The organism is Leptospira bourretii, assembly GCF_004770145.1.
Taxonomy (GTDB): domain Bacteria; phylum Spirochaetota; class Leptospiria; order Leptospirales; family Leptospiraceae; genus Leptospira_A; species Leptospira_A bourretii.
Genome location: NZ_RQFW01000019.1, coordinates 156,915 through 169,924 on the forward strand (window position 1 = coordinate 156,915; position 13,010 = coordinate 169,924).

The 13,010-nt window shown below is 40.5% G+C and carries 11 protein-coding genes; 6 read left to right on the plus strand and 5 right to left on the minus strand.

The window, feature by feature from the left end:
- The first annotated feature begins 42 nt into the window (after positions 1–42).
- From EHQ47_RS15015 to EHQ47_RS15025, 3 genes are read left to right on the plus strand one after another with little or no spacing between them, the layout of a single operon-like run.
- Positions 43–735, plus strand: coding sequence for a hypothetical protein (locus EHQ47_RS15015; protein WP_135777499.1), 693 nt, complete (start codon positions 43–45; stop codon positions 733–735).
- Entirely contained in the window at positions 725–1,774 is a 1,050-nt protein-coding gene (locus EHQ47_RS15020) for an OmpA family protein (RefSeq protein WP_135777500.1), read from the plus strand. The genes EHQ47_RS15015 and EHQ47_RS15020 overlap by 11 nt, the downstream gene beginning before the upstream one ends.
- The gene (locus tag EHQ47_RS15025) at positions 1,767–2,723 is read left to right on the plus strand and encodes a cation diffusion facilitator family transporter (protein ID WP_135748178.1); all 957 of its coding nucleotides are present in this window, start codon (positions 1,767–1,769) and stop codon (positions 2,721–2,723) included. Before EHQ47_RS15020 ends, EHQ47_RS15025 begins: the two co-directional genes overlap by 8 nt.
- On the opposite strand, the gene EHQ47_RS15030 is transcribed toward EHQ47_RS15025, so the two are convergent.
- Entirely contained in the window at positions 2,720–3,787 is a 1,068-nt protein-coding gene (locus EHQ47_RS15030; protein ID WP_135777501.1) for an acyl-CoA dehydrogenase middle domain-containing protein, read from the minus strand. The two genes, EHQ47_RS15025 and EHQ47_RS15030, sit on opposite strands and share 4 nt — an antisense overlap.
- Before the next feature lie 6 nt (positions 3,788–3,793).
- Entirely contained in the window at positions 3,794–6,685 is a 2,892-nt protein-coding gene (gene uvrA / locus EHQ47_RS15035) for an excinuclease ABC subunit UvrA (RefSeq protein WP_135777502.1), read from the minus strand.
- Between the two features lie 40 nt (positions 6,686–6,725).
- Here uvrA and EHQ47_RS15040 point away from each other — a divergent pair, with 40 nt between their 5' ends.
- On the plus strand, positions 6,726–8,360 hold the full coding sequence (locus EHQ47_RS15040) for a S49 family peptidase (protein ID WP_135777503.1): 1,635 nt from the start codon (positions 6,726–6,728) through the stop codon (positions 8,358–8,360).
- Between the two features lie 8 nt (positions 8,361–8,368).
- Here EHQ47_RS15040 and EHQ47_RS15045 read toward each other — a convergent pair whose 3' ends face one another.
- Together EHQ47_RS15045 and EHQ47_RS15050 are read right to left on the minus strand one after the other, a co-directional pair.
- Entirely contained in the window at positions 8,369–9,409 is a 1,041-nt protein-coding gene (locus tag EHQ47_RS15045) for an L-threonylcarbamoyladenylate synthase (RefSeq protein ID WP_135777504.1), read from the minus strand.
- Position 9,410: 1 nt separating this feature from the next.
- The gene (locus EHQ47_RS15050; RefSeq protein WP_135777505.1) at positions 9,411–10,985 is read right to left on the minus strand and encodes a glycosyl hydrolase family 18 protein; all 1,575 of its coding nucleotides are present in this window, start codon (positions 10,983–10,985) and stop codon (positions 9,411–9,413) included.
- Between the two features lie 143 nt (positions 10,986–11,128).
- On the opposite strand from EHQ47_RS15050, the gene EHQ47_RS15055 reads away from it, so the two are divergent.
- Together EHQ47_RS15055 and EHQ47_RS15060 are read left to right on the plus strand one after the other, a co-directional pair.
- Positions 11,129–11,839, plus strand: a complete 711-nt coding sequence (locus tag EHQ47_RS15055; protein ID WP_135693557.1) for a queuosine precursor transporter — start codon at positions 11,129–11,131, stop codon at positions 11,837–11,839.
- Between the two features lie 8 nt (positions 11,840–11,847).
- On the plus strand, positions 11,848–12,618 hold the full coding sequence (locus EHQ47_RS15060; RefSeq protein WP_135748172.1) for a glycerophosphodiester phosphodiesterase: 771 nt from the start codon (positions 11,848–11,850) through the stop codon (positions 12,616–12,618).
- On the opposite strand, the gene EHQ47_RS15065 is transcribed toward EHQ47_RS15060, so the two are convergent.
- Entirely contained in the window at positions 12,597–12,965 is a 369-nt protein-coding gene (locus tag EHQ47_RS15065) for a VOC family protein (RefSeq protein WP_244290376.1), read from the minus strand. The genes EHQ47_RS15060 and EHQ47_RS15065 overlap by 22 nt on opposite strands.
- Positions 12,966–13,010: the final 45 nt, after the last annotated feature.

The window sequence follows — 13,010 nt, forward strand, 5'->3', positions numbered from 1 at the left end:
TACAATTGACGGTTATGTCACGTGGAGCATAGGCTATATCCTATGTCGGCACGAGTTCGAATTTTGAAAACGAATCTTTTTCTTCTCCTAGTTTTTTCCCAATGTGTTCTTTTCGAACCTAAAATTAATAAGGTTCCCGATGCCTATGTTAGGGACGAAGTGATGAATGCCGAGCAAAAGAACGCAACAAGAGTTCTAACCGACCGCATCATCAAATTGAATAACGAAGTTTCGGCCCAAAGAAAGGCCAACACACTCACAACCCAAGCCATCAAAATCTCTCAGTCGAAAGTAACAAAACACAGTGCACAACGTGATTTGGCCAGAAACAAAGAAACTTATTTTGTTTTGAGAGAAGACTCTGCCACATCCAAAAGGTATCTAGAAGAAAGCCAAGCTCATGAATTGGAGCGCGCCAAAGAAGAAACAAGATACAAAACTTGGGTGCAAAAGGAAAAAGAAGACAAGGCTTATTTGGAAATGAAAGAAGCAGCTCTCGGGGAACTCATCGCAGAACTGGAATTAGTTCGTTCCGAAATCGCAGTCAAGTTCCAAGAATCTCAGGGAAAAACTCCCGCTGATCCAGAATACATCAAAAAAGAAATTTATGAAACCCAGTATGCAGAAAAAAAATCAGATGCTCGTCGTCGGGTCTCTGACTGGGAACGGGTAAAAACAGAAGCACCGAGTTTGCCAAAAGTCAATTTAGAGGATAGTTTTGATGATGCGAAATAAAATCCGATTCATTGGCATCCTCTTCCTATATGGTTTTGTCTCCCTAGCAAACCTCTCTGCCGATTGGGTTTATTTCCCTTATGAGTACAACCAAATTTATAAAGAAAAATACGCTTTAGAATTGGAATTAGCTGATATTCGCAAACAACACCAAAACGAACTGAACCGGTTGGAAGAAGAAAAAAAAGAACTCCAAACGCAAAACCGAAATCTCACTGAAGATTTGGAACTGGAAAAACGCAATCGCGCCAAAGAACAAGATGAATACTCCGACAAAATGCGTGATTACGATATGCGCCTTCGAAGCCTGGAAAAAAAGGGAACAGATAAGGAACGCCTACTTGCGGAAGAAAATCGAAAACGAGAAGAAAAAGACCGAGCCGATTTAGATGCCTATAAGAAAAAACTAGAAGATAAAGAACGTGAATGCCTCCAAAAAGAACAAAAACTTCGAGATACCTATGAATCAAAAATAGATGAACTCAAAGAAAGAATTCGTAATTTGGAAGAGGAACTAGGAAACCTTCGCAAACTCACCAAAGAACAAAAAAGAGAATTGGAACGCCTTGCGGAACAAACCAAAGAGTTTGAAGAAAAATTAGCAAAAGAAATTACCTCTGGCCAAATCCGTCTCAAACGTTTTCACAACAAACTCATCATCAATATCGATGATAAAATTTCCTTTGATAGTGGCTCCTCGGAACTAAAACCTGCCATCCTTCCTGCCATCGATAAGATCCGAGAGATCCTTGCTTCTTATCCAGAGAACTATATTGTTGTGGAAGGACATACTGACAATGTTCCGATCAAAACTAAGTTTCGAAACAATTGGCACCTTTCCAGCGAACGAGCATTATCCGTTTTGGAATATATGTTACAGAATAAAAATCTAAACCCAAAAAACTTTTCGAGTGCCGGTTATGGTGAATTCCAACCCATTGTTCCCAATACTTCCAAAGAAAACAAAGCACTCAATCGTCGTGTGGACATTGTTGTGGTACCAAGGGCCACTGGGTCATTAAACACAAACAATGACTAAACCAAGACCCAAACGTTCCCGATTGGTATTTTTTTTAAGCCTATCGGGTATTTTATCCATAGTTATTTTTTTTATCGAATGGATTGGTTCCCGGGAAAGTGGAAGCCTTGCCCTATTCGCAGATGCTGGCCATATCTTTACTGACGTATTTGCCCATCTCATTTCCTTATTTGCCTTACTCATTGCTTCAAAAAAACCCACAACAAGATACCCATTTGGATTTCACCGTTTTGAAGTGCTTGCAGCCTTATTCAATGGCTTTCTTCTCATAGGCATTGCCCTTTTCATTTTATACGAAAGTTATTTACGTTTTTCAGGGACGGCTCATGTAGAACCCGACTCAATGTTGGCTTATGCTGCCATTGGTTTTGGAATCAATTTGGTATCGGCGGGCCTTCTTGTGGGAGTGAGTAAAACTAGTCTCAACTTAAAGTCAGCCTATTTACATGTTCTAAGCGATCTATTAGGAACCTTAGCCGTAGTTCTCGGAGCTCTTATCATTCGTTTTACTGGATTTAAAGAAGTGGATCATTTCCTTAGTGTGATTCTTGGAATTTTTATCCTAAAAACTTCCTATGGAATCGTTAAAGAATCTATTGAAATATTAATCGAAGCTGACACGAGTGATTTTGACAAAGAACATTTGTTAGAGCATATTAAAGTATTAAAAGGGATTGAGGCCGTTTCTCAGATAACGGTTCGAAAACTTACTTCCGGTGTATTTTCTGTCGAATTACAGATCTTAGTAAACCAAAATACAGACAGAGATAAAATCGTATTAGAAATTCACAAAGTACTCAAAGGAGAATTTGGAGTTCCCTTTGTTTCTGTAGAAATTCTTTCCTCTTCACTCAAAGAAAAATTAGAAGAAATTTCTGTTAGAGAAACGGAACGTGAGTTTGGCCACCATGGGCATAGCCACGGACATGCACACGACCACCACCATTAAGAAAGTTTTCTTTTTTTCTTTTGGATTAAATACTCTGTGAACTGATCTTCCCAAACAAAAAGTTGGTAGTCTGGATCCACAGACTTTAAGTCTTTTGGAGATCCTAAATTCCAATATTTGCTCAGTGCCAGAAGAAGTCCCTCTGTCGGATAAGGAAAACCTGAAAGTAAAAAATCGGTATCTGGATTTCCATGGCACTCTGATAAAAATTTGTTTCGCCAGAGAGTGAGTTTTTCTCTTTCCTCTTTTACAGGTTCATTTTCCAAAGAGACTTTTTTGGATTTTCCAATGAGTAAGGATACCAAAGAAAGAAGTTCTTTTAGTCTTAGTTCCATTCCCAATTTTCCATAGTTTTCTAAAATCAAATCTTCTGGATGAATTGGATATTCGCATAACTTTAGTTTGAGGTGGGTAACCAGCGGAGTAAAATCGGTATGGAAGGATTCTTCACTAGTTTGGTTAGAATTGTTAGAATCTTGCCCTATGATTGGACTTTTTGTATTTTGATTCCGTTTGACCAAATAAACTGGATTTCGCTCTTCCGATTTAGTCACCCAAAAGATGGTATCTGCTTCCGCCCCATTTGTGATAAAGGATTTAGTTCCAGATAACTTTCCTTCTATAACCCTCGAACTTAACTTTCTAAGTTTCGTTTCCCAACCAGGTTCACTCACTCCCACAGCATAAATTTTCGTCGGATTGCCAGTTCGAAAAGCATCCCAAAGCGAATGAAGAACCTCTTGCGTTAGTGTTTCCAGATTCTGATTTTGGTTATGGTTTTCCCAATGGATTCGGCTCGCATGACAAAGGATTCCTCCGGCCACGTTCACTTCTACCATACAAGAAAGGCTTAAGGATACTCCAACCGGCTCTTCTGCCAAAAGAGAAAGTTTCTTTTGGAATTCTAAATAAGACTCGCGACCAAGCAGGAAATGGTAGTAACCTTCACGGATAAGATAAGGTTTCCAACTCCGGTAAAAGCCCTCGATTCCCTCTGAATCTTTTGGATAGGGAGATCCAGAGTTTCCATATTTCAGAATCAAATTTTCGGGATACAAACTCACAAAAATTTACTTAGATTTCTTTTTAGAAAATTTGGCATCGAGAGCCTTCTCTTCTTCCAAAACCTTTTTTAAATACTGGCCAGTAAACGAACGTTTCACGGTAACAATTTCTTCCGGAGTCCCTGTGGCGATCACCTCACCACCTCCGTCTCCACCTTCAGGACCAATGTCTATGATATAGTCTGCTGCTTTGATCACATCTAAGTTATGTTCGATGATGACCATTGAGTTTCCTTTGTCCACAAGCACTTGCAAAACAGATAGAAGTTTTTCGATGTCTTCAAAATGAAGGCCTGTCGTCGGTTCATCTAAAATATAGAGTGTTTTGCCTGTTGGTCTTTTGGAAAGTTCTGTAGAAAGTTTGATCCTTTGCGCTTCTCCCCCGGAAAAAGTAGTGGCAGCTTGTCCGAGCTTGATATAACCAAGACCTACATCCATCAGAGTGTCTAGTTTTCGTTTGAGGTTTGGGATATTTTCGAAAAAAACGACAGCTTCTTCTACGGTCATATCCAAAATATCAGAGATATGTTTTCCTTTGTATTTGACCTCTAAGGTTTCACGGTTGTATCTTTTTCCCTTACAGACTTCACATTCCACATAAATATCGGGAAGGAAATGCATTTCGATTTTTAGAATTCCGTCCCCTTCACATTTTTCACAGCGTCCCCCTGCTACGTTGAAACTAAATCGTCCAGGGCCATAACCCCTTACTTTTGCTTCTTCGAGTCCACTGAATAAATCTCTTACAAATGTAAACAAACCAGTGTAAGTTGCCGGATTGGAACGAGGAGTCCTACCTATGGCTGATTGGTCAATATTGATGACTTTATCAATTTGGTCTTTGCCAATGATTTTTTTGTGTTTTCCTGGAACAAGTTTCATTCCCATCACAGAACTTGCGAGTTCCTTATAAAGAATTTCATTGATGAGAGTGGACTTTCCAGAACCGGAAACCCCCGTAACCACCGTTAAAGTTCCCAGTGGAATGGATACTTCCACATTCTTTAGGTTGTTATGTGTAGCCCCTGTGATCTTTAAAAACTTTCCATTTCCTACCCGCCGAGTTTCCGGCATGGAAATTCTTTTTTCCCCAGAAAGGAATTTTCCTGTGACAGAATGTTTGTCCTTTTTGATTTGTTCGGGAGTTCCAAAAGAAACAATCTCTCCCCCGTGGACTCCTGCCCCAGGCCCCATATCCACAATGAAATCTGCCTCTTCCATCGTTTCTTTGTCATGTTCCACAACAAGAACGGTATTTCCTAAGTTGCGAAGTCCTTTTAAGGTTTGGACGAGTTTGGTATTGTCTCTTTGGTGAAGACCAATGGATGGTTCATCTAAAATGTATAAAACGCCCATTAGGCGAGATCCAATTTGGGTCGCAAGGCGAATCCTTTGCATTTCACCACCGGATAAAGTTCCAGCAGCACGGCTTAAATTCAAATATCCAACTCCCACATCATTTAAAAAATGAAGTCGTTGTAAAATCTCCTTTAAGATGGGTTTGGAGATGGTATCTTCTGCCCCTTTGTAATCAGAGGATTTGGTAAAATCCAAGGCCCTTTCAATAGAGAATCCAGTATAAGCATCAATTCCAATCCCTTGGACTTTGACAGCCAGTGCTTCTGGACGAAGGCGTTTTCCATGACATTCATCACAATCATGATTGGTCATAAAGGATTCAAACCATTGGCGCATAGAATCTGATTTGGTTTCTTTGTACCGGCGTTTGAGGTTCGGAATCACACCTTCATAGTTTTTGGAAAATTCATAATGGGAATTGGCACCTCGAAAATCATAATCAATATGAATGGAAGAATCTCCATGTAAAATGGTATTTCTCACTTTTTCAGGTAAATCTTTCCAAGAAGTATTTAAGTTGAATTTTAATTTTTTAGATAACGCCTGTATGGTAGCCATATACCAATAAGAATTGGATTTGGATCCTCCCCATGCTTCAATACAACCTTCTGCAAGGGATGCTTCACGATCTGTCACAAGAAGGGATTCATCAAATTCCAAGAGGGCACCAAGGCCATCACAATTGGAGCAAGCACCAAAAGGAGAGTTAAAGGAAAATAATCTCGGAGTGAGTTCAGGGATACTCACATCATCACATTTGGGGCAAGATAATTTTTGTGAGAAAAGATGATCCTTTTCTCCATCTTCTACAACCACAATTCCCTCGGCAGTTTTTAAGGCGGTTTCCACAGAATCAGACAACCGAGATTGGATTCCCGGTTTCATCACAATCCGGTCCACAACGATATCGATATCGGCTTTGAAATTTTTCTTTAAAGGAATTTCATCTTCTAGGGAATACACTTCCCCATTCACTCGCACCCGATTGAATCCTTCCTTTTTATAACGTTCGAGGACTTCTTTGTGTTCCCCTTTTTTCCCTTGGATGACAGGGGCCATAATTTGGAGTTTGGTTCCTTCGGGAAATAAATTGATTCGGTCGGTGATTTGGTCTACAGACAAACTAGAGATCGGAGTCCCACATTTCGGACAGTGTGGTTTTCCAACACGGGCATATAACAGCCGTAAATAATCATAAATTTCAGTGACAGTTCCCACCGTCGAACGAGGGTTTCTATGGGTTGTTTTTTGTTCGATGGAGATGGCGGGGCTTAAACCTTCAATTTGGTCTACCTCTGGTTTTTCCATTTGTCCAAGGAATTGGCGGGCATAACTGGAAAGAGACTCGACATACCTTCGTTGCCCCTCGGCATAGATGGTATCAAAAGCTAAGGAAGATTTTCCCGAACCGGAAAGACCAGTGATAACCACAAGTTTGTCCCTGGGGATATCAAGATTTACGTTTTTAAGGTTATGTTCACGAGCGCCACGAATACGAATAAAGGAATCCACAACGGATAGCTTGTTTTCCTCTTTCATTCTGGAAAGAATTTTAAGAAATGACGGAAGAGGATCTTACGTGTTTCGAATTCTTTTTTTAATCATTTTCCTTCCCTTCCGGCTTCTGTACTTACTTTACCTACGTCTAAGCCTAATTTTTCAAAGGGGTCGGGAAGTTTATGAATTGGAATTCCCTGCTGTCTTTGAGGATTCTTACAAATCTTATATTGTCAAAAAATTGCAAGGGAAGGAAGAAACGGTCACAAGACTCGAACTCCTCATCCTTCTCAAACTCATCCAAAAAAATGATAAAATCAAAACATTGGATATTTCTCTACCACCATTAGAATGGACTCTCTCTGAATTCTATGAAGTGAGAAACCAAATTTTAGCGATCAAAGAATCAGGGAAAAAAGTGAGAATTTTTGCCAAAGAAGGTGGTGTGGGAACTTTGCTTTTACTCACGGCCGCAACGGAAAATTTTTTGGCCCCAGAATCCGAATTTATGGTTTTACTTCCAAGCGCCGAACCCATGTTTTTTGGTAAATTTTTAAAAACCTGGGGAATCGAAGTGCAAGCCTTTGCTTCAGGCCCTTACAAATCCTTTGCCGAAAGTTTTACACGAGGGGAATTTTCTAAAGAAGCAAAAAAGAATTTAGAAACTCTGATTTTAGATTTACGAAAAGTATTACTGACTGCCCTTACCAATGGACAAAAGTCTTTAGAATCTTTATTTTACAAACCGATGCTTTCAGCCGATGAACTTTTGTCAGCAGGTGTCATTACAGGAATCAAAACAGAAAACGAATTTTTCTCTGAAGACAGAAAAGTATTTTCTGGAAACTATCCATCGTTACATCATTCTATCAAAGATTTTTGTTTTTTCCCCAAACGAAAAGCAGAAGTAGTTATCCTTCCTTTAGAAGGAGGAATTACCGGTGGGGACTATTTGCATAAAAATCGAGAAAACGGTAAAATTGAAGCTTTCTCTCTGATTCCGAACTTGAAGGCACTTGCAGAAGATAAAAAAATAAAAGCAGTCATTTTAGAAATTTCCTCTCCCGGCGGTTCTGCTTTTTATTCCGAACAAATCCATCAGGAAATTATGGAGCTCAAAAAAACAAAAATTGTCACTGCTTACTTTAAAGATACAGTGGCAAGTGGTGGGTATTATATTGGTTCGGCGGTGGATCATATCACAGCATCCCCTGTATGTATTACAGGTTCCATTGGAGCCGTGAGTATCAGGGCCAACTTACAAAAGTTATATAAAAAATTCCAACTGAATAAAGAAGCCATTGGTTTTTATCCATTTCGCGATATTCATTCCGAATTCCAACCACTCTCCAAACAAAGTGTACAATATTTGGAATCCCAAATCAAAAAAACCGAAGGCCTATTTTACCGCCGAGTTTCTGAAGGCCGAAAGATTCCTTTGGAAGAAATGCCAAAAATTGGAATGGGCAGAGTGTATTTGCCTACAGTAGAAAACCGAATTGTAGATTCCCTGGGAGGACTATTGGATGCCGTACACGACATCAAAGAAAGGTTAGGTGGAAAACCCATCATCGTGACTGAGGAACTCCCTGCTTACAATTTGAAAAATAAAATCCCACTCCTTGGTGGGCTTATGGCTGAACTAAAATTTCTCGAATCATTCAATGAAGTATCGCTGTTAAGTCCCGTGCGTCTTGCTTGGAAAAATAGAAAGTAAATTTAGTTTTAATTTCTCCGGGAGGCTTTTTCGAGCCGGTTTCGTAAACCCTCCCACCCCCTACCCAGTTTGGGAGCTTCACAGATGATGGTTTGGATTTTAGCAAGATCACAGGCCTCAAAGAAAGCATAGAGTTTTGACGCATACTCTTCGTTTGTCGACACAAGAGAGAAATGATCAAATTCCGAATGCTCTTCTCTTTTTTTGGCAACAGTTTCATTTGTCTTGGAAAAGAGATTTCCTTTCCTGATTTTTTCTGGGAAAGAAAATCCAATCCAAGCCGTCTCTTTGGGATCAAATCCAACCTCTAAACTATGGATAAATTCTTCTCTGGAAGCCAAGACCACTTGGGCTGAGGGTGCATAGTGTTTGTATTTGGTTCCCGGACTCAACGGAACATGGGAAACAGACAGGACTGGCGAAGTTTCAAAAGGACTGGGAATGATCAGGTTAGGAAGGATTGTTTTTAACTCTTCTGATTCAATGGAACCAGGTCGGAGAAGAGTTGGATGTTCTCCCACTAAACTCACCACAGTGGATTCGATTCCGAAACTAGGTTCTTCCGCAATTAAGATTCCATCCACTTTCCCCTCAAAGTATCGCACAACATCTGTTAGTTTAGTAAGAGAGGGCCTTCCAGATAAATTGGCGGAAGGAGCAGAAACAGGTCCACCCGTCTGCCGAATCCATTCCCGGATGACTGGATTTTTTGGAATTCGCACCGCAAGAGTATCCAATTCCTTAGGAAATAGGGATTTATCTTTTTTGGGAAGGATGAGAGTGAGAGGGCCTGGCGAAAATTTTTCTAATAACTTTCGACCGAGTTCCCCTAACACACAAACCTCTTCAATGAATTCAATCGAATGAAAATGGGCAATCAGGGGATTGTCTCTCGGCCTTCCTTTGATTTCGTAAACCCGAAGGCAAGCCTCTTCGCTTCGGGTTGAGGCTCCAATCCCATAAACCGTTTCTGTGGGAAAGATCACAACCTTACCCTCTTGGATGAGGTTCGCAAGCAAACTTACATCCGAAGAGATTAAGGTCTTCATTTTAAAACTTTTTTGTTTTGGTTTTTGGTTTTGATTCAGATACTTTCAATGTTTCTTTTGATTCATTGGCAGGGAGAACCGCTTCTTCTTTAGGTTCTTCTTCCTCTTTTGCTTTTTCTACCGGAGGAAGTTGGCCTTGGACCAGTTTACTCAAATACACATTGATTTCTGGATCATTGTCTGTTACGAGTTGCCAAAAAGAAAATCCACCTAAATCGTATTTTCTTAGAAGTGTCATTTTTTCTTCAAAGGCCCGGCGGTTCATATAAAAAGCAACTCGGTCACAACCACCACTCGTATACCAAAGAGAAGGATCTTCATACGCACGGTTTTTATGAATTTCCGAAAACTTAGATAAGTTTCTCCAACTTGCTACTTTGTTTTCTTCATTTAAGATTCGATTGATATCAGTCGGTTGGCGATTTTTATGTGTCCCTGCTTTGATCCTTTGGGCATCAGAATGATAGATGGCTTTGGCAGATGCCTTACAATTCAAAGCCCAATCATATCCGTAAGTGGGGATTGCCATATAAAGTTTATGTGTTGGCACTCTTTTTTTCGCATAAGTGATAATGTCTTTTAGCCAAACATTGGGTGCTTGGGGGCCTGGCCCTGGGTTATGGTACTTTCTTGGATGGAGTTCGTAAGCCATAATTTTCACTCGGTCTGCGTGTTTGGCAAGGAAGGCATAGTCGTGGGTGGTAGGCCCTCTCCAATTTTCACGGAAGTCTAGTGCGATCGGTTTCGATAGACCACGGCATTGGAGTTCCTTCTTTTTACTTTTTTCAGCGGGAGTTTTTGGGTGAACTGCCACCGAAATGAGTTTTCCTTTTTTATGAACTTCACGAGCGAGTAAAACAAAGAACTCTTCAAACTTTTCTTTTTTATCGCAAGACATCCCTTCGTAATCGATATCAATCCCGTCATAACCATAGGTCATAATTTCGTTTACGATGACTTGGATGTGGTGGTCGCGGATGTCGTTACGTCCCCCCATCCCAATGTTTTCTTGGATTTTTTCTTTTGGATTTTCCCAACGAAAGATAGTCGGAATGATTTTTACTTTCGGATTGAGTGCACGAAGTTCCTGTACTCGTTCTTTTCTGGAAGAACTGGACCAACTAGAAATAAGTTCCCCATTATTGGAGAGCCCACCTTTCATGGTATAAATAAAAGGATGGATTTCATTGTAAAGGTGAACCGTTTTCTTCATGGCAGTCCAATCAGTGGACCAAGCAGAGGAACGGAAACTCACATTTTCGTCAGGAACAAAACCAGGAAGTTCCACAGATTCCTCTGGGTTCTCCGTAGTTGTTTGGTTTTCAGCGTTTTCCTTGGTTTCCATCTCCGATGGAGTTCCTAGAGAAGGAGTCGATGCTTCCACAACACTGGGATTTGCATTTCCGGCTTTTGCAGTGTCTTTTAAAACAAGAGCCGTTCCATCATTTTGGATTAAGTTCATTCCTAAATAAAAGGAGATGGTGGAAAGAAATACCCAAGAGGCAAATAAGAGAGTGTATTTAGCTGCATTCGACAGCGGACGTTTCGGTGTGGATGGGTTTTCTTTTTCGGACATAAATTACTTCTAGTATGATTATCGATCTTATAATAAAAAAAGAGTAGAGAATATTAAAAGAACTCACTATCTATTTCACATCCCATATTTTTTTAGCCAGGAATCTCTCCTAGTCGAAATTAATAAGAAAGGAAAAAGATAGTATGCATCTTCTCAAACAAAAACCGGTGATTCTTTATACGGTTCTTCTTAGTTTTTTTCTCACCTTTCTCCTTCTTGCCGAACTCACAGGTAGTAAATTATTTTTTGCCTTCGGGTTTACGATGACGATGGGGGTTATCCCTTTTCCTGTTACCTTTATCATCACAGATTTACTCAATGAATATTATGGTCGCAAAGTGGTTAGGGCTACTACCTTTCTTGGGATGGTGATGATTGGTTTTGCTTACCTCCTCATTGTGATCGATATCCAAATTCCCGCAAGCCCTGAGTCACCCATTGATGATGCCTCCTTTGAACGGGTGTTTGCCAATTCAGGTCTTGTGATCCTAGGTTCCATCATCGCTTATGTGATTGGCCAGATGATAGACCTTCACACCTTTCATTTCCTTCGCAAAAAAACGGGAGGAAAACATATTTGGCTTCGGGCCACTGGATCTACCGTCATCTCACAACTCATCGATTCCTATGTGGTCATCTTCATTGCCCTTGGAAAATACCATCCCGTTTCCAAACTGATCTCCATTGCCAATACAAACTTTCTTTATAAATTGGGAGTGGCCATCCTCATCACACCACTTCTTTATGCCATCCATATCTACATTGATCGATACTTAGGAGAAACACTGAAAAAACAAATGTTTAGCGCTGCGATGGAAGAAGAAGGACTAGAGTCCACCATCCAACCAGGGTAAGGGAGAATATGTTCCAACCAAGAATCGAAAGACTCAAAACCATTTTGGGAAATGGTCCAGCGAATATTGGACACAGGGGGGCACGTGGCCTTGCACCCGAAAACACCCTTGTATCTTTTCTTGTCGGTGCGGAATCCACAAGGTTTTTTGAATTGGATACCATGCTTTGTGGCTCAGGAGAACTTGTGGTCATCCATGACTTTACAGTCGATCGAACGACTGACGGTGAGGGAAAAGTCTCTGAATATAAATACCGCGACTTAGCAGAACTTGATGCGGGGAGTTTTTTTGATGAAGCCTTTGAAGGGGAACAAATTCCCACTCTCTCCCAAGTGATCCAAACTCTTCCAGAGAACACAGTTTTCGATATTGAAATGAAAAGTGAAGGGAACCCTGAAGAAAGAAAGGCTCTGGCTCTTGCCCTTGTGAAACTCATTCGGAAATGGAAACTACACAATCGAATTTGGGTGAGCAGTTTTGACTGGGATCTTGTGGATCTCATTCGAAAAGAAGAACCAGAAGTACTACGTGGCCTTCTTGTCGAAAAAGGAGATTCGCTAAACAAGAATTATATGGACTATGAGCCAGATTTGATCCTTCCACATCTTTCTGCTTGCACCAAGGAATTTGTGGATGACCTAAAGGCAAAATCTCTTCTGGTGATTCCTTATACCACCAATACGGAAGAAGAATGGAAGACACTGCTTGCTTCCGGAGTGGCGGGCCTGATTACCGATTACCCTGACCTTTTGGCAACTTACTTAGAATCTAAAAAATAAATCCAAATCCAGTTCCCCCAAGAGTCTTCATACAAAGAATAATTCTTCCCTGGCACTTGCTCGACTAACTTCAAAGTGGAAAGTTGAGGATGATTTTGGACCGTTTCGGGCAAACATTGAATGGTAATGGTCCCTGGTCGCACGGGGCAATGTTCTGAATTTTTGGAAAAGACTATGGTTTGGCCAGTTGCAAGTTTCAATTCGGAATGGCCAAAACTTTCTTTTAGAAGAGTTCCACCCAAAAACGATTGGTAAAACTGTGCTGGTATCGCAGTATTTTCTCCACCGAATAAATTCACCGAGAAAAACTGAGGGAGGACAAAATCCATGTTTTTATTTTCTTTCATTTTCCAAGGAACTCTACCTTAAGTTTGAGAATTTTATTTAAGAAT